Source organism: Maribacter cobaltidurans, assembly GCF_002269385.1.
In the GTDB taxonomy this organism is placed as follows: Bacteria; Bacteroidota; Bacteroidia; order Flavobacteriales; family Flavobacteriaceae; genus Maribacter; species Maribacter cobaltidurans.
On record NZ_CP022957.1, the window covers coordinates 881,486 to 898,667 of the forward strand.

General features: G+C 40.1%; 13 protein-coding genes and 1 tRNA gene. 8 read left to right on the forward strand and 6 right to left on the reverse strand.

Annotated elements, in window-relative coordinates:
* Positions 1-74 precede the first annotated feature (74 nt).
* From CJ263_RS03890 to clpX, 4 genes are all read left to right on the forward strand, one after another.
* A complete protein-coding gene (locus CJ263_RS03890; protein WP_094996062.1) occupies positions 75-419 on the forward strand; it encodes a phage holin family protein in 345 nt (114 codons plus the stop codon).
* Between the two features lie 104 nt (positions 420-523).
* Positions 524-1,846, forward strand: coding sequence for a trigger factor (tig, locus tag CJ263_RS03895; RefSeq protein ID WP_094996063.1), 1,323 nt, complete (start codon positions 524-526; stop codon positions 1,844-1,846).
* An 88-nt stretch (positions 1,847-1,934) separates the two neighbouring features.
* The gene (gene clpP / locus CJ263_RS03900; RefSeq protein WP_094996064.1) at positions 1,935-2,615 is read left to right on the forward strand and encodes an ATP-dependent Clp endopeptidase proteolytic subunit ClpP; all 681 of its coding nucleotides are present in this window, start codon (positions 1,935-1,937) and stop codon (positions 2,613-2,615) included.
* A gap of 86 nt (positions 2,616-2,701) precedes the next feature.
* Positions 2,702-3,937 (forward strand): ATP-dependent Clp protease ATP-binding subunit ClpX, encoded by a 1,236-nt coding sequence (gene clpX / locus CJ263_RS03905; protein WP_094996065.1) that lies wholly within the window; start codon positions 2,702-2,704, stop codon positions 3,935-3,937.
* Here clpX and CJ263_RS03910 read toward each other — a convergent pair.
* Together CJ263_RS03910 and CJ263_RS03915 are read right to left on the reverse strand one after the other, a co-directional pair.
* Positions 3,934-4,503, reverse strand: a complete 570-nt coding sequence (locus CJ263_RS03910; protein WP_094996066.1) for an alpha/beta fold hydrolase — start codon at positions 4,501-4,503, stop codon at positions 3,934-3,936. The genes clpX and CJ263_RS03910 overlap by 4 nt on opposite strands.
* Before the next feature lie 129 nt (positions 4,504-4,632).
* Positions 4,633-6,198 (reverse strand): GH3 auxin-responsive promoter family protein, encoded by a 1,566-nt coding sequence (locus CJ263_RS03915; RefSeq protein WP_094996067.1) that lies wholly within the window; start codon positions 6,196-6,198, stop codon positions 4,633-4,635.
* Between the two features lie 76 nt (positions 6,199-6,274).
* Here CJ263_RS03915 and CJ263_RS03920 point away from each other — a divergent pair, with 76 nt between their 5' ends.
* Positions 6,275-7,069, forward strand: a complete 795-nt coding sequence (locus CJ263_RS03920; RefSeq protein ID WP_094996068.1) for a DUF2797 domain-containing protein — start codon at positions 6,275-6,277, stop codon at positions 7,067-7,069.
* Here CJ263_RS03920 and CJ263_RS03925 read toward each other — a convergent pair.
* The 3 genes from CJ263_RS03925 to sppA form a co-directional block, all read right to left on the reverse strand.
* A complete protein-coding gene (locus tag CJ263_RS03925) occupies positions 7,062-9,797 on the reverse strand; it encodes an AsmA-like C-terminal region-containing protein (RefSeq protein ID WP_094996069.1) in 2,736 nt (911 codons plus the stop codon). The genes CJ263_RS03920 and CJ263_RS03925 overlap by 8 nt on opposite strands.
* Before the next feature lie 154 nt (positions 9,798-9,951).
* Positions 9,952-10,662, reverse strand: coding sequence for a queuosine precursor transporter (locus tag CJ263_RS03930; RefSeq protein WP_094996070.1), 711 nt, complete (start codon positions 10,660-10,662; stop codon positions 9,952-9,954).
* Between the two features lies 1 nt (position 10,663).
* Positions 10,664-12,424, reverse strand: coding sequence for a signal peptide peptidase SppA (gene sppA, locus CJ263_RS03935; RefSeq protein ID WP_094996071.1), 1,761 nt, complete (start codon positions 12,422-12,424; stop codon positions 10,664-10,666).
* Positions 12,425-12,495: 71 nt separating this feature from the next.
* Here sppA and folK point away from each other — a divergent pair, with 71 nt between their 5' ends.
* The gene (folK, locus tag CJ263_RS03940; protein WP_094996072.1) at positions 12,496-13,641 is read left to right on the forward strand and encodes a 2-amino-4-hydroxy-6-hydroxymethyldihydropteridine diphosphokinase; all 1,146 of its coding nucleotides are present in this window, start codon (positions 12,496-12,498) and stop codon (positions 13,639-13,641) included.
* Between the two features lie 111 nt (positions 13,642-13,752).
* Here folK and CJ263_RS03945 read toward each other — a convergent pair whose 3' ends face one another.
* Positions 13,753-14,283, reverse strand: a complete 531-nt coding sequence (locus CJ263_RS03945) for an RNA methyltransferase (RefSeq protein ID WP_094996073.1) — start codon at positions 14,281-14,283, stop codon at positions 13,753-13,755.
* Between the two features lie 142 nt (positions 14,284-14,425).
* Between CJ263_RS03945 and mutS the strand changes: the two genes are divergently transcribed.
* Positions 14,426-17,008, forward strand: coding sequence for a DNA mismatch repair protein MutS (gene mutS, locus CJ263_RS03950; RefSeq protein WP_094999093.1), 2,583 nt, complete (start codon positions 14,426-14,428; stop codon positions 17,006-17,008).
* Between the two features lie 97 nt (positions 17,009-17,105).
* Positions 17,106-17,178 (forward strand) — tRNA-Gly (locus CJ263_RS03955).
* Positions 17,179-17,182: the final 4 nt, after the last annotated feature.

Sequence of the window (17,182 nt, forward strand, 5' to 3'; positions counted from 1 at the left end):
CGTATTAAACAAAAAACCTTTAAACCGCAATGACAATATTTTAGTACCTTTAAAAGAAACTAAACCAACACTATATGAAACTTATTCTTCGCATTTTACTAAGTGCTCTGGCCGTTGTTCTATTGGCCAACTTTCTTCCACATGTATCTGTAGATTCCTATATGACCGCCATAATCGTGGCCATAGTACTGAGCCTTTTGAACTTTTTGGTGAAACCTATTTTGGTTATACTCACCTTACCTGTCACCATTTTGACCTTTGGCCTCTTCTTATTGATTATCAATGCACTGATTATTCTATTGGCCGATAATTTGATAGACGGATTTAACGTCGACGGACTTTGGTGGGCGCTCTTGTTCAGCCTTTTGCTCTCATTTTTACAGTCCATATTATATTCCTTGCTTAAAGAAGACAAATAGCAGTTATTATTTGAAATTCAGACCTTTAAAAACTTGGTCAACATCAGAAAATAAAGTAATTTTGCCTCCCGTTTTATTAAAGTAATTAAGAAGATACTGAAGGAATGAACATTACAAAAGAGCAGATAGATGACTTAAACGCGGTTGTAAAGGTCGCTATCACCAAGGAAGACTATCAGGATAAGGTAGACACTATCCTTAAAGATTACAAAAAACAAGCCAACATACCAGGCTTTAGAAAGGGACAAGTTCCTATGGGGCTTATAAAAAAACAGTATGGAAAGGCGGTTTTGGTGGACGAAGTAAACAAATTGTTACAAGACAACCTTAACAAATATCTTACCGAGGAGAAGCTGGACGTCCTTGGAAATCCCTTACCAAAACAAAAAGATGATTTTGACTGGGACCAAGAGGAACTGGATTTTGAATTCGAATTAGGGCTTGCACCGGAATTTGAAGTACCCTTAAAAACAAAAAAGGCTATTACACACTATAAAATCGTAGCCGATAAAAAGATGATCAATGAGCAAGTAGAGCGTATCCAGAAGCAATACGGCAAACTTGTAAGCAAGGATGAAGTTGGCAAAAAGGACGAGGTTTCCGGAAATTTTACGAACGAAGAGGAAGGAATAGACAACAAAGCTCTTTTGGAAATCGAGAAGCTTAAAAGTAAAAAAGCAATTGATGCATTGTTGGGTAAAAAAGTTGGGGAAGTTGTCACTTTAAAGACCAAAGGCCTTTTAAAGGATGACCATTTACTTTCCAGCATTTTGGGAATCGCCAGGGATAAAGCGGATAATCTGGATATTGAGGTTGATTTTACCATAACCGAAATTAACGAAAGAGAACCTGCGGAATTGAACCAAGAACTATTCGATAAGCTTTTTGGTGAAGATGCCGTTAAGTCAGAAAAGGAATTGAAGGAGCGTATTGCAGAAGATTCCGAAAAGCAGTTCGAGCAACAAGCAGACCAGAAATTGCTGAACGATGTAACGGAATATTTCATTGAAAATACCAAGTTTGATCTACCATCCGGGTTTTTGACCAAATGGATTCAAATGACCGGAGACAAGGAATTGACCCCTGAAGAGGCCAGTGAAGAGTATGAAAAATCCGAAAAAGGATTGAGGTACCAATTGATAGAAGGAAAAATAATCAAGGATAACGATCTACAGGTTCAATTCGACGAATTGAAGGAATTTGCCAAAGGTTTCATTAAATCACAAATGGCCCAATTTGGACAGCTGGACCCAAAAGAGGAGGAATTGGACAATATAGCCGCAAGGGTTTTAGGAAACCAAGACGAGGTAAAGCGTTTATCCGAGCAGTTGATGAGCCAAAAACTATTGAACCTCTACAAGGAAAAAGCAAACCTTAAGACCAAAGAGGTAACCTATGAAAACTTTGTGAAAGAAGTTTACGGATAATATCCAAACAATAAATTAAGTATCTTTACGGTGCCGGAAATTTATTTTTCGGCACCTTTTTTTACTACTAAAAATCGATTAAGAGTTTATGGATTACGGAAAAGAGTTCAAAAAATACGCCATAAAAGATCAGGGTATCAGCAGTACGTACTACGATAAAATAATGAGTAGCATGTACCCTGTAAACATGACCCCCAATATCATAGAGGAAAGACAACTTAATGCCATTGCCATGGATGTTTTCTCCAGATTGATGATGGATAGAATTATCTTTTTGGGTACAGGTATCAACGACCAAGTGGCCAATATTGTACAAGCCCAGTTACTGTTCTTGGAAAGTGCGGATGCAACCAAGGATATTCAGATATATATTAATTCTCCAGGCGGAAGCGTTTACGCAGGTTTGGGTATTTATGACACTATGCAATTCATAAAACCAGATGTTGCCACTATATGTACCGGAATGGCAGCTTCCATGGGAGCCGTTCTTCTTTGTGCAGGTGAAAAGGGTAAACGAAGTGGTCTAACACATTCAAGGGTTATGATTCACCAGCCCATGGGTGGGGCCCAAGGGCAGGCAAGTGATATTGAAATTACGGCACGCGAAATTCTCAAATTAAAGGACGAGCTCTATCAAATAATATCAAAACACTCAGGACAACCTATAGAAAAGGTCCAGGAGGATAGTGATCGAGATTATTGGATGAAAGCCGATATTGCCCTTGAATATGGTATGATCGACGAGATTTTGGTAAGGGACAAAGAATAATTTCGACAAATTACCCAGAATTTTATTTTTTTACGAAACCAAAAACCGATTTTAATCGTTAAGTTTTTGGTCAGATTATTTTTAGTATGGCAAAGGAAAATTTAGAATGTTCGTTTTGTGGAAGGAAAAAGCCAGAAACCAATTTGTTGATTGCTGGTTTGGATGCCCATATTTGCGATAGATGTATTGAGCAAGCCCATGGTATAGTTGCAGAAGAAAGTAGGCAGACCAAAACCAATGACCTATCTTCTGAACTGACCCTTAAAAAGCCCCAAGAAATCAAGGATTTTTTGGACACTTTTATCATTGGACAGGAACGTACGAAAAAGGTAATGTCCGTGGCCGTCTATAACCATTATAAAAGACTGCTTCAGCCCTCTTCCAAAGAGGACGATATAGAGATACAAAAGAGCAATATTATCATGGTTGGCCAAACAGGTACCGGAAAGACCCTAATGGCAAAAACTATAGCAAAAATGCTCAATGTACCCTTAGCCATAGTTGATGCTACCGTATTGACCGAGGCCGGCTATGTTGGCGAAGATGTAGAGAGTATACTAACAAGGTTATTGCAAGCTGCCGACTACAATCTAGAAAAAGCGGAGCGGGGTATTGTTTTTATTGATGAAATAGATAAGATTGCCAGAAAAAGTGACAATCCATCCATTACTAGGGATGTTTCTGGTGAAGGAGTTCAACAGGGACTTTTAAAGTTGCTGGAAGGAACTACAGTCAATGTACCTCCAAAAGGAGGAAGAAAGCATCCTGATCAGAAATTCATCGAAGTCAATACCGAAAATATATTGTTCATCGCGGGCGGTGCATTCGATGGAATCGAGCGGGCTATCACCAAAAGGCTCAATTTACAGGCTGTTGGATATAGTGCATCCAAAGCGGAAGAGAATCTTGATGAAACCAACATTCTACAATATATAATTCCAAAGGACCTAAAGGAATTTGGGTTAATTCCTGAAATCATAGGAAGGCTTCCCGTGCTTACCCACATGAATCCGCTGGATGACAAAACGCTTAGGGCCATACTAACGGAACCTAAAAATGCCATAATAAAACAGTACGAAAAACTGTTTGCCATGGACAACATTACATTTACCATTACAGATCAAGCATTGGATTATATAGTATCCAAAGCGATTGAGTACAAACTTGGTGCAAGGGGACTTAGATCTCTATGTGAAGCTATCTTTACGGATGCCATGTTCGAAATGCCAAGTACGGAAGAGACGGAATTTAAGGTTACTAAACCTTATGCGGAACAGAAACTGTCCTATGAAACAGTTAAAAAATTAAAGGCGGTTTCTTAAACCGCCTTTTTCTTTTCAATCTTTTCGGGAATATTTATTGCTGTGACTTCGTTCAATAAGGCCAAGCAAACCTTTCTTATTATTTTTTCATCGGTATATAAGGTATGTCCATAATTTGGAATAACATCCAATTCTACGTCCAGTTTATTGGCCCAAATATCATCCGGTCTATTAGCATCGTTTTCCCCATATATAAGATTAAGGGAAATAGAAGGCTTTACATCCTGTAACCTAATTCTTGTCGCTGAAACAGAAAAGAGAGACTTGACCGGTAAGCCTTTTTTTGCCGCATTCCAGACAATGGTTCCACCAGTACTGAATGCCAAATAATAACAGGGCGATTTCTCCTTTTTAAGAAGGTGGGCGACCGCCGTATCAATACCTCCATTTACAAAGGCATCATGGATGTTTTCTTCTGTCTGTACAGGCAAATCAAGATTTGCAAGTTGTTGGCTATCGTAAAAGGTGATATCAAAATATTGTTGCAAATAACCTAAATAGGAAGTAATCCAGAGGCCCTTTTTTGTGCCCCACATATCCGAGACAATAACGAGTTTTTCAGCCATAATTATAGTTTGTAAATTAACAATTTGGGAACATGTCCTCCAAATTCATTAAATAACGGATGATTGTATAATTTATTTGGTAATTCGTGCCAAATCTTCGATGTAAGACTAATACCAGAGAAAAACAGCCTAACTATCTTGACCGTCCCCAGTAAGTTCTTTTTGGTGTAGCTTGTTGGAAGAGACATTCATACATAGTAACCTTTCAATGTAGTCCCTTCTGTTGGAAAGCCTAGGGATTTTGTGCTGCCCCCCCAGTTTGTCGTTGATTTTCAACCAATCATAAAAAAGATTTTCACGTGCAATGTGCACCCTTGGCATCTCCAGCGTTGTGTTGTTGTAACGCTTCGCTTCATAGTCGGAATTCATGGATTTCAAGGCATTATCCAATAATTCCGTGAAGTAATTAAGATCTTTTGGAGATTTTCTAAACTCGATTATCCACTCATGGGAACCTTTCTTTTTACCATTCATAAAAATAGGACCCGCGGTATAGTCCTTAATTTCCGTATTGGTCTTTAGGCAAACCAATTTAAGGGCTTCCTCGGCATTCTCAATAATCAATTCCTCCCCAAAAACATTGATATGGTGTTTGGTTCTACCGGTTACTCTGATGCGATAGGGATTTTTAGAAGTAAAACGCACCGTATCCCCAATTTTATATCGCCACAAACCTGAATTAGTGGTAATCACAATGGCATAATTCTTACCAATCTCAACCTCCCAAAGTGGAACACAACTTTGGTCTTCCGTACCATATGTATCCATTGGAATAAACTCATAGAATATACCATAGTCCAACATCAATAAAAGGTCCTCTGCATTGTTCCTGTCCTGTATTGCGAAAAACCCTTCCGATGCATTGTAGATTTCATAATACCTGAAATTCTTTCTGGGCAAAAGGCTTTTATACTGGTCCCGGTAGGGGCTGAAACTTACACCTCCATGAAAATATACCTCAAGATTTTCCCAAACTTCAAATAAATGTTCCTTACCGGTTTCCTGCAATACATTGTTTAATAAAACCAACATCCAGGAAGGTACACCGGCCAAACTGGTCACATTTTCCTGAACACTTTCCTTGATAATGGCTCCAAGCTTTGCCTCCCATTCACTCATTAAGGAAACTTTATTGCTTGGTGTACTACTAAACTCTGCCCACAAAGGCATATTATCGATTAGAATGGCAGAGAGATCCCCAAAAAAAGAACCATTATCCTCGTACAATTCCTTACTCCCGCCCAAGCGCAGACTTTTCCCAGTAAACAATTGAGAGTTTTCATTATTGTTAAGATACAGGCAAAGCAAGTCTTTTCCTGATTTGTAATGACAATCCTCCAGAGCCTCAGAACTTACGGGAATGAACTTACTTTTGGCGTTGGTAGTTCCGCTGCTCTTTGCAAATAGTTTTACCGTAGTAGGCCAAAAAAGGTTTTGCTCGCCTCTACGGGTCCTTTCTATAACAGGCTCAAATTCTTCGTATGACACAACCGGCACACGTTCCTTATAAGTCTCGTAACTGTGTATGGATTCAAAATCATAATGTCGCCCAATTTCCGTATCCTCGGCAAACTCAAGAAGGTTGAACAACACCTCCTCTTGTACCTCCTCAGGATATTTTAAAAAAAGTTCTATCTGGTGATAGCGCTTTTTTAGCAGCCAAGAGGCAATGGAATTGAACAGTGGAATGGACATTTTTGGGTATCTTTATCGGCTAAAAATAGGGTATATCCCTCTCATTATCAAATTGAAATTTTAATAGAAATTCATTATGCAGTACGAAGGTGTTCTCAAAAAAATGCAAACTGAAATTGGAAGTCCCATCCAGTATTATTTGGTTTTTGAAACCGACTTTCTAAATATGAACCAAGTATTGGACAACCAGTTACGGATTGAATTTATAAAACATCAATGTTTAAACTGCGGAAATGACCGACCCATTTATCGCCAAGGATTCTGCAAATCCTGTTTTTTTGACATTCCCTCTGCGGGGGAATGGATTATGCGACCGGAATTAAGTACGGCCCATTTGGACAAGGAAGACCGTGACCTGGAATATGAAAAAAAAGTACAGTTGCAGCCACATATCGTCTATTTGGCAAACTCTAGCAATATTAAGGTGGGGGTGACAAGAAAGGCGCAAATCCCAACAAGATGGATCGACCAAGGTGCGCATGAGGCAATCGAAATTGTAGAAGTTCCCAATAGGTATTTGGCAGGAATTACGGAGGTTGCCCTAAAAGACCATGTATCCGATAAAACCAATTGGCGTAAAATGTTGACCAATGAGATAGAAGAGCAGGATTTAGTGGATTGGCGTAATAAACTTAAAGCGTATATACCCCAAGAAGCCCTACCCTATTTTATTGAGGATAATACGGAGACCCATTTGGAGTTCCCCGTACTTCAATTTCCACAGAAAGTAAAAAGCTTGAGCCTGGACAAAACACCCACCTACCAAGGAACCCTAAAAGGAATAAAGGGTCAGTATCTCATTTTTGAGGACAACACTGTGTTCAATATTAGGGGCAGTGAAGGTTACTACATTGGCCTTACTATCAATTAACGGAATCTTTCTTTGTTTCCGTTTCTGCCTTTTTCTTACCGAAAAGTCCTTTCAAAACATCCTTGGCAGCCTCCTTTACGGCCTCCTCTTTTTTAGGGGGTGTAGTTACCGTATCTGTCTTGACTTTTGTGGAATCGGCTTTTTTAGAACCTCCTAGTATTCCTCCCAGTACTTCCTTCGCGCCGGCATTTTTATCCGAAGTACCGGTGGAGTCCTGTTTCGTGGAACCAGACAAAATACCTCCGAGAAGGTCCTTTGCTTTGTCCTTGCCCTTGTTCATCAATTTTTGTTTTTCCAATTCAATTAATTGATTGGTCAGTGTTTTCACCCCAGAGGTCAAATCCGTCGTTACCTGAGGACTATTATAGACCCCACCAATATTAGCGGTAATGGGAATGGTAAGACTATCCAAAGCTTTATCATCAATTCTGGCAATTAAATTATTGATGTCACTACCCAAATATTTGGCGGGAACCTGTAACGTTGCCTTGTAGTTCATTTTCTGGTCAAAGGTGTGATTACCGTCCACATTTATTTCTATATCCTGATATTTAATACTGAAGGGCTTAACGGATACCAGACCATCCTTAAATGAGAGTTTGGTCTTTAATTCCCTTAGACTCAGTTTTTCCAAATCGATAAAATCCAGTTTGGTATCCAAAGCCGATAACACGGGAGCTTTATCCGTACTGATTTCCCTTGTTATTACATCCGCCAGGATATCACCCGTCAATGAAAGAAGGTCAGGTGTAAAATCGTCAGTCAAATTACCTGAAAGTGCAATATCTGAACTGAATTTACCCTTAAGTATCCTTGCGACAGGTGCCAAGGCTTGAAACAGTTCCAAAGCATCAAAACTCTCTTTGAGCTCCAATTGGTCCAATGCCAACTTCATAGCAAAAGTGGGAGTTTTTTCCTTTGTGGACACCTCACCATTGAATGCGACCTTTCCATCGAACAAAGAGGAAGTCATATTGCTCAAGGTGGCCTTTTCATCCTTGATCCTAAGGTTTCCACTAACGTTTCTAAGGGTAATATTATCGTAGATCACGGTATTGGCCGTGGCATTAAAATTAGCATCCAAGAAAGAAGGTATCTTGATTTTTTCGCTCGGCTCTTGAGCTTGTGAAGTGCCGCTATCCGATGTTTCCTCGACCTCATCAACCATAAAATCGTTCAAGGCAAAAGTATCCGAAGCCAAATTAAAGTTGCCTTCTACATTCTCGTTATTGAACAAATACCCCAAGAAATTGTTTATAGTACCCGTTATTTGAAAATCCGTTTTTCCGGTTGACCCCTTCATTTCCCTTAAGGTAACCGATTTGGGGTTGAAGCTTACGGAGGTGGCATTTAAGACTACGGGATTGGGAATTTCATCAGACCTATATTCAAAGTCCGTTAGGGTCATCTCGCCCTCTGTTTTTGTGTTTTCGTATTGTTTTCTTTCAATAGTTGCCATATCAAAGGCAGTACTTATATCTGCATTCAATAAACCTTTCAAACTAAGTCCTGCCGGAACGGGATATGCTTTTTCAAGGTTGGCCAAGTTCATTTTTCCATCCAAATGGGCATTGACCTTGGTATTGCCCATTAACTCAGATATTTTGGAAGTCATGTTAAACCTGTCCCCGTCGATCATGAAGGATGCCTTATTGATATCCACATAGGTATCCTCTGCAACCCCCGTAGTATTGTTTACCAGAACATCGATAAATATATTTTTTACTGCTTTTGGTAAATCTGGATATTTAAAGGATGCATTATCCGAATTTATTTTGATGTTGAATTTTGGAATATGCTCTTCATCTACTATACCATTAAAATTTCCTTCTACAATAAAGTCCCCTGTAGTGGTGACATTGGAAATATTTTTGGAATAGGTTTCTGGAATGACCGCCAGAAAATTTTTGAAATCAGATGATGGTGTCTTAAAACTGATATCCACTTCTTGGTTTTCCTCGTTCAGCTTTACGAATCCCTCAAAAACCAAAGGCAACTGATTTACCAAAGCTTCGTTCTTTAAAAAGGAATACTTGTTTTCGTTCAAATCAATACCGATAAGCGCATCCAATTGGACCTTGTTTTTGTTCAAATAGTTGGTGCTGTCCATTTCAAAGGAAACCAAGGCCTCCGTATGGGTATCCAATTCTGAGTTGGCCAATGATAGGTCGCCCGTTCCCGTATGGTTCATTTTGTCTATTTCCAAATGAATGCCAGTGGCAAAATCATCGTACAAAATTCTCGAATTGTTTATTTCATAGGATTCCATATTAAAGGTGAAACCCTCTGTAGTCTGGGAACTTGAAACATTCTCTGATTCCGATTCCTTTGCTATATCATAATTGGCATTTTCGTTCTCATCCAATTTGATATGCAATAGGGCATTGTCCACATTTAACTTTGAAATGGAGATTGGCTCCCCGTTGGATTTTAATAACTGCATGACGCCCATGGACAGGGAAACTTCACTAGAAGCGAAAAGGGTATCCCCCTCAAAAGGTGCCTTGTTCACCAGGCTTACATCCTTTAGACTCACCACTGCATTGGGAAAACTACGGATCAAACTTAGGTTGGCATCAGAGAAATTCAAAGTGGCGTTTACGGAGCTATTGACATTGTTCCTGATAATATCACCAATTTTTGCTTCCAGAAAAAAGGGTATGGCAATCAATATGCCAATGATCAATACAATAATGACACCAACTATTTTTACTATTTTCTTCTTCATCTGTAACTTTATATTACTTTATGGCATTATGCTTGGACCTCAATCAACCAAGACATTTCAATCCTTTTATCCCTATTAACCACAAACCCCAAGAAATAAGGCATTTGCAATAGGTAAATACTATTTTCAATAAAACAGGAATCTGGATTAAATATTATGCATCAAGATCAATTTCTTCATTGACGCCAAGCTTAAATCGTTTCCTTATTATATATACGGATAAATAGAGGAAAGGAGTGTCCAAAAGTGCTATAATTATCTTAAAAATAAACCCGCTGATAATGAGACCCGTAAAACGCTCCCAGGGTATCTCACCAAAGGAACATAAAAGTAGTACTACGGTGAAGGTATCGATGAGCTGTGATGAAAAAGTAGAAAAGTTGTTCCTAAGCCACAAATACTTGCCCTTGGTAAGGTTTTTCCAAAAATGGTAAATCTGAATGTCCACAAATTGGGCCAGAAGATAGGCCATCATGGAGGCAAAAACGGCGATGATGGTATTTCCAAAAACCGAAGTGAACAGGCCATCCCCTACCGGAGACCATTTTGTGGCCGGTACCGCATTGGCCGTATAAACAATCAACAAAGAGAAAAATGAGGCAAAAATACCCGCTACCACGATTTGATTCGCCTTCTTTTTACCAAAAATTTCAGAAATCAAATCGGTAATTAAAAAGGTTACCGGATACGGTAAAATTCCCACGGAAATCTCAAACAAAGGAGCTCCAAAAATAGTAACATCGCCAAAGGGCTTCCAAAAGAAAAATTTTTGAAATATAAGATTGGATACAACCAGCGAGGTAATAAAAAGTGCTCCTAAATATAGATATATTCTTCTTGCCAGTAACTTATCCTTATGCACCATGTTAATCGATATTCAAGGTAAAGGGCATCCTTGCTTGAATTCCTTTTTGGTTCATAAAGGTCTTGATATCCTTTAGCACCTGATACGTCTCCTCCCCTATCTCTTGCTTGACCATATTCTCCTTTACTTTGGCACCGGCACCCGAGATGTCTTCCATAAAACGCTCAAAGCCCGACTTATATTTTGGATATTTACGTAGCCCAAAACTTTCGACCTCGGCCAATCTTGCGGCTTCATCTATGGCATCTTCCAGCGTTCCCAACTCGTCCACCAACCCCAATCGCTTGGCATCCACACCACTCCACACCCTACCTTGCGCAATACTATCTGCCTGAGCCATGGAAATGTTCCTGCCATTGGAAACCCTTCTCAAAAACGTTTCGTAGGTATCCTCGATGCTTTCTTGGACCTGGTTTCTAAAAGCTTCTCCCATCGGCTCAAAAAGGGAATATTCAACTGAATTCTTATTCGTTCCAACCTGTTCTGCATTGATTCCGATATCTTTGGCCAAACCATGAATATTGGGAATCGTTCCAAAAACTCCTATGGAACCAGTAATTGTCGTAGGTTCGGCAAAAATCTTATCTGCTCCAGCGGCAATATAGTAACCGCCCGATGCCGCCACATTTCCCATGGAGACCACCACGGGTTTAACCGCCTTTGCCAATTCCACTTCCCGCCAAATAATATCGGAAGTCAGGGCACTGCCACCAGGAGAATTCACCCGTAGTACAATGGCTTTTACCTTCTCATCCTCACGGGCCTTGATCAAAGCTTCGTTGATAATACCCTGGCCAATGATATCCGGCCCTCCTTCACCATAGAAAATTTCCCCTTGGGCAAAGATGATCGCTATTTTATCCTTTCCAGACCTCAGTTCCTTTGTTGTGGAATACCTAGTGTAGTCGTCCAGGGCGATATAATTGATATCCTCGGTTTCCCCTTCGGCGAGTGCATTGGCAATCTTGTTTTCGTATTCATCATAGAATAAAATATCGTCAATCAACTGATTTTGTTTGGCGTATTTGGGCAATCTTCCCCCCAAGGTATCGGCTATGACATTAAGGTTTATGGCTGTGATATCCCTATCGAGCGATATATCATCGACCATGGAATTCCATAAGGATTGTATCAACTCCTTAATTTGGGTCCTATTGGCCTCGCTCATTTCATTTTCCAGATAGGGCTCTACGGCACTCTTATATTTTCCATGACGGATTACCTCCATCTTTACCCCGGTTTTTTCTTGTAAATCCTTATAATAAAGCACTTCCGATGAAAGCCCCCTGAAATCGAGGACTCCAACCGGGTTTAAGAAAACGGAATCTGCCACACTGGCCAAATAATAGTCTTTTTGGGAATAAAAATCCCCATAGGCGTAAATAAATTTGCCCGATTCCTTAAAGTCCGCCAACACTTTCCTCAAAGTTTGGGTCTGGGCCAGACCTGCCAACAGAAAATTATTATTGATGCTAATGCCCTTGATCCTATCATCGTCCTTTGCCACTGTAATAGCGTGAAGAATTTCATCCAGTCCTTGGGATTCTTCGAACAGTCCGGAAAACGGGTTAATTTCACTAGTACCTGTATAATCCGCTATGGGTCGCTGCAATTGAATCTCCAAAACAGAATTTTGCTTAACATTTATAGTATCCTCACCGCTTCCCAAAAGGGAAATGAAAACAAAAAACATTACAAAGACTATCCCAAAAGCTATCAGTGTACCCAGAATAGCGGCCAAAAGGTTTCTTAAAAACTTCATGCAAAGGCAATTTTTATTAGCCTGCAAAGATAACCAATGTGAAATTGTTTTAGTTATTTTGCCCTCATATTATGATAGAAACGCATACCGTCTATATATCCATTGGCAGCAATCTTGGCCAAAAGCGAAACAACCTACAGAAAGCGGTTTTCCTAATTGGTGAACGTATCGGGGAAGTTATGGCTGTTTCAGATGTTTACAACACACCGGCATGGGGTTTTGAGTCGGACGATTTCTTTAATGCGTGTCTTGAAGTCAAGACGAAATTTACTCCGCAGGATGTTCTCGATAAATTATTGGACATTGAAGAACTATTGGGGAGGAAGAGAAGCCAAGAAACGGGTTATCAAAGCAGGAATATTGACCTGGATATCATTTATTATGACCATGAGGTGGCACTTACCGAAACCTTGACCCTACCCCATCCAAAAATGGCAGAGCGTAGATTTGTACTGAAGCCTTTGGCCGATATCGCCCCACAGTTCTATCACCCGATAGTCAATAAAGATACACGTAATTTATTACAGGAAACCAGGGACAAAAGTGTAATTGCCAAACTTCCTATCAAGCTATTTAAAGATAGGGTCGATTTGTTCTCGGATGTGCAATTCCTCGCCATTGAAGGAAATATTGGGGCCGGCAAAACCAGCTTGGCAACAAAAATATCCGAGGACTTCAACGCTAAATTGATTTTGGAGCGGTTTGCCGAAAACCCATTTTTACCCAATTTCTATAAAGACCAAACAAGGTACGCGTTTCCTTTGGAAATGTCCTTTTTGGCCGACCGCTATCAGCAATACACGGACGACACCAATCAATTTGACTTGTTCAAGAATTTTATGGTCAGTGACTATGATATTTTTAAATCCTTGATTTTTGCCAAGGTAACCCTTCAAAAGGAGGAGTTTGACCTATACCGAAAGATTTTCAATTTCATGTACAAAGAGGTAAAAAAGCCCAAAATCTACGTTTATCTGTATCAGACAACGGAGCGTCTTTTGGAACAGATCAAAAAACGGGGAAGGGACTACGAGCAGAATATAGACACCGCTTATCTGGATAATATTAATCGTGGCTATTTGGATTTTTTAAAGACTTATCCCCAACAAAATCAATTGATCATCGATGTATCCAATTTGGATTTCGTGAACATTGAGAGCGATTACAAGACCCTATTAGGCGGCATTACGGACTTTGCCCTTTTACAGCGGAGTTAACATAATTTTGGCAATTTTCTTGCACAATAGAAATGAATTTACTTTCTTGGAGGCCTCTTAAGAGAAACTAACTAACTCAAACTATACTTAAAGCCCGGTTTTGCCGGGCTTTTATTTTTTAAGCTTGGTCCAAAAATCCCAAATCACCACGCCTACGCTCACGGAAATATTCAAGGAATGCTTGGTTCCAAACTGGGGAATCTCCAAAACGGAATCGCATATATCTACCACTTTTTGTTGAACCCCTTTTACTTCGTTCCCGAAAATTAAGGCATACTTCTCCGTTTTTCCTGGAATAAATTCGTGAAGCATTTGAGCATTATCCGCCTGTTCGATTGCCAAATTCACGTATCCTTCGGATTTAAGTCTTGTCAACAAACCAACAACGTCCTCTACATATTCCCAGTCAACACTTTCCGTAGCACCAAGGGCCGTTTTATGAATGTCCTTATGGGGAGGTTTTGCAGTGATTCCACATAGATAAATCTTCTTTACCAAGAACGCATCGGAGGTTCTAAAAACCGACCCGATATTGTTCAAACTCCGTATGTTGTCCAGCACGATACTTACTGGAATCTTTTCGGATTTTTTAAATCCTTCCACATCCAATCGGTCCAGCTCCTCGTTCTTTAATTTTCTCATGGGGATACTTTTCAACTATCAAGGGTAAATATCAACAAAAATTCAAATAGCATTTGTAATGCCATATATTCGTGATGAAACAACAAAAATAGGTATAGAACAAGTGGCGGCGAAAGGAAATACGAAAAAGGTGACTCCATTGATGAAACAGTACAATACCATCAAGACCAAATATCCTGATGCCTTGTTGCTTTTTCGCGTAGGTGACTTTTACGAGACTTTTGGCGAAGATGCGGTAAAGGCCTCCAAAATCCTTGGTATTATCTTAACACATAGAAACAATGGCGGGGATAGAACGGAACTTGCCGGTTTTCCGCACCATTCCCTCAATACCTACTTGCCAAAATTGGTGAAGGCCGGTCAGCGCGTTGCTATTTGCGACCAGCTAGAAGACCCAAAACAGACCAAAACCATAGTAAAAAGAGGGGTAACGGAATTGGTTACACCGGGTGTGGCCCTTAACGACGATATTCTTCAGGCCAAAAGCAACAATTTTCTATGCGCCGTTCATTTTGGCAGAAATAAAATTGGGATTGCCTTTGCCGATATCTCCACGGGTGAGTTTTTGACCTCTGAAGGCAGCGAGGAACAAGTGGATAAATTATTACAAAATTTCTCTCCAAACGAAATCTTGATTTCCAAGTCCCATAGAAAAGACTTTTCAGAGATTTTTGGAAACCGGTTCCATACCTTTTTTATGGAGGATTGGGTGTATCAAGAAGATTATGCCCTAGAAAACTTAACAAACCATTTCAAGACCAAATCCTTAAAAGGTTTTGGTGTTGACCATTTAACGCATGGCATCATTGCTTCTGGCGTTATATTGCATTATCTGTCCGAAACACAGCACAGACAGCTTCAGCACATCAATACCTTACAACGTATTGCAGAAGACGAGTATATATGGATGGATCGTTTTACCATCAAAAACCTGGAGCTGTACCATTCCCACAATGAAAATGCGGTAACCCTCTTGGATGTTATTGACAAGACGATTTCCCCTATGGGCGGCCGAATGATAAAACGTTGGTTGGCCCTTCCCCTAAAAAATGTACAGAAAATAAAAAGCAGGCATCAAGTAGTTACCCATTTGGGCCAGAATGATACAATCTTGTTTAAGCTACAGGACAACATCAAAAAAATGGGCGACTTGGAGCGTCTTATCTCCAAAATCTCAACCGGAAAGGTAAACCCCAAAGAGGTGGTACAACTAAAAAACTCTTTGGAGGCCATTGTTCCTGTTAAGCAAATCGCTTCAAGCTCAAAAAACGATGCCCTGGCCCTAATTGGGGACAAGTTACAATCCTGTGATTTGCTGCGCTCAAAAATTAAGGAAATGCTGAATGAAGAGGCTCCCGTTAATATTTTGAAAGGCAATGTAATTGCAGAAGGTTTTTCCGATGAATTGGATGAATTACGGGGCCTTGCGACCAAAGGAAAGGACTATTTGGACCAAATGCTGGAACGTGAAACTCAGGCGACCAGTATACCCTCTCTAAAAATAGCATCAAACAACGTATTTGGATATTATATAGAAGTTAGGAATACCCATAAAGATAAAGTTCCAGATACCTGGATTCGAAAACAGACTTTGGTCAGTGCAGAACGTTATATTACGGAGGAGCTTAAGGAATATGAAGCCAAAATCTTAGGAGCGGAAGAACGTATCACCTCCTTGGAACAGCAATTATTCTCCCAACTTATTGTTTGGATGCAGGAATACATACAACCCGTACAAAATAACGCCCAGCTCATTGCCCAGCTCGATTGTCTCTGCGGGTTTACCCAACTGGCCAAGGAAAATAACTATGTGGCCCCAGAACTCAATGATTCTACAGACATTTCCATTAAGAACGGAAGACATCCAGTCATTGAAAAACAACTTCCCTTGGGTGAGGCCTATATCGCCAATGATGTTTTGCTGGACCGCAGCAATCAACAAATCATCATGATCACCGGCCCCAACATGAGTGGCAAATCCGCAATCTTAAGGCAAACGGCACTCATCGTGCTTTTGGCACAAATGGGTAGTTTTGTACCTGCGGAAGCTGCCCAAATTGGCTATGTGGACAAAATTTTCACCCGGGTTGGTGCCAGTGACAATATTTCCATGGGGGAATCAACTTTCATGGTAGAAATGAACGAAACTGCCTCCATTCTCAACAACCTTTCAGAAAGGAGCTTGGTGCTATTGGACGAAATTGGAAGGGGAACCAGTACCTATGACGGTATTTCCATCGCCTGGGCCATTTCGGAATACCTGCATGAACATCCTGCACGGGCTAAAACATTGTTCGCCACCCATTACCATGAACTCAATGAAATGGCGACTACATTTGAACGTATAAAAAATTACAATGTTTCCGTTAAGGAACTCAAGGACAACGTACTATTTCTCAGAAAATTGACTCCCGGAGGCAGTGAGCACAGTTTTGGTATCCATGTGGCCAAAATGGCGGGAATGCCCCAGCAAGTTATTTCAAAAGCCAATAAGATTCTTAAGAAACTAGAAAAATCGCATTCCAGTGAAGAGCTAACAGAAAAAATGGCTTCCACTCCCGATGAAATGCAATTGAGCTTCTTCAACTTGGATGACCCCTTATTAGAGGAAATCAAGGAAGAAATCCTGCATTTGGACATAGATACCTTGACCCCAGTGGAGGCCTTAATGAAATTAAACGAGATAAAACGCTTGTTATCAAAAAAGAAGAAAGCCACCTCTTAACAAAAACTATTCTTTTGCTTTTTTTACTTTGACATTTATAGAATTGTATTAAATTTGCATCCGCATCTCTTTAAGGAGATGCAATGTTCCTATACATGCGAAAATAGCTCAGTTGGTAGAGCGCCACCTTGCCAAGGTGGAGGTCGCGGGTTCGAATCCCGTTTTTCGCTCAAA

What these genes read in the sequence shown, in the direction of transcription:
- CJ263_RS03890 (WP_094996062.1), top strand. Translation starts at nt 75, where the DNA reads ATGAAACTTATTCTTCGCATTTTACTAAGTGCTCTGGCCGTTGTTCTA.
- tig (WP_094996063.1), top strand. Translation starts at nt 524, where the DNA reads ATGAACATTACAAAAGAGCAGATAGATGACTTAAACGCGGTTGTAAAG.
- clpP (WP_094996064.1), top strand. Translation starts at nt 1,935, where the DNA reads ATGGATTACGGAAAAGAGTTCAAAAAATACGCCATAAAAGATCAGGGT.
- clpX (WP_094996065.1), top strand. Translation starts at nt 2,702, where the DNA reads ATGGCAAAGGAAAATTTAGAATGTTCGTTTTGTGGAAGGAAAAAGCCA.
- CJ263_RS03910 (WP_094996066.1), bottom strand. Translation starts at nt 4,503, where the DNA reads ATGGCTGAAAAACTCGTTATTGTCTCGGATATGTGGGGCACAAAAAAG.
- CJ263_RS03915 (WP_094996067.1), bottom strand. Translation starts at nt 6,198, where the DNA reads ATGTCCATTCCACTGTTCAATTCCATTGCCTCTTGGCTGCTAAAAAAG.
- CJ263_RS03920 (WP_094996068.1), top strand. Translation starts at nt 6,275, where the DNA reads ATGCAGTACGAAGGTGTTCTCAAAAAAATGCAAACTGAAATTGGAAGT.
- CJ263_RS03925 (WP_094996069.1), bottom strand. Translation starts at nt 9,797, where the DNA reads ATGAAGAAGAAAATAGTAAAAATAGTTGGTGTCATTATTGTATTGATC.
- CJ263_RS03930 (WP_094996070.1), bottom strand. Translation starts at nt 10,662, where the DNA reads ATGGTGCATAAGGATAAGTTACTGGCAAGAAGAATATATCTATATTTA.
- sppA (WP_094996071.1), bottom strand. Translation starts at nt 12,424, where the DNA reads ATGAAGTTTTTAAGAAACCTTTTGGCCGCTATTCTGGGTACACTGATA.
- folK (WP_094996072.1), top strand. Translation starts at nt 12,496, where the DNA reads ATGATAGAAACGCATACCGTCTATATATCCATTGGCAGCAATCTTGGC.
- CJ263_RS03945 (WP_094996073.1), bottom strand. Translation starts at nt 14,283, where the DNA reads ATGAGAAAATTAAAGAACGAGGAGCTGGACCGATTGGATGTGGAAGGA.
- mutS (WP_094999093.1), top strand. Translation starts at nt 14,426, where the DNA reads ATGAAACAGTACAATACCATCAAGACCAAATATCCTGATGCCTTGTTG.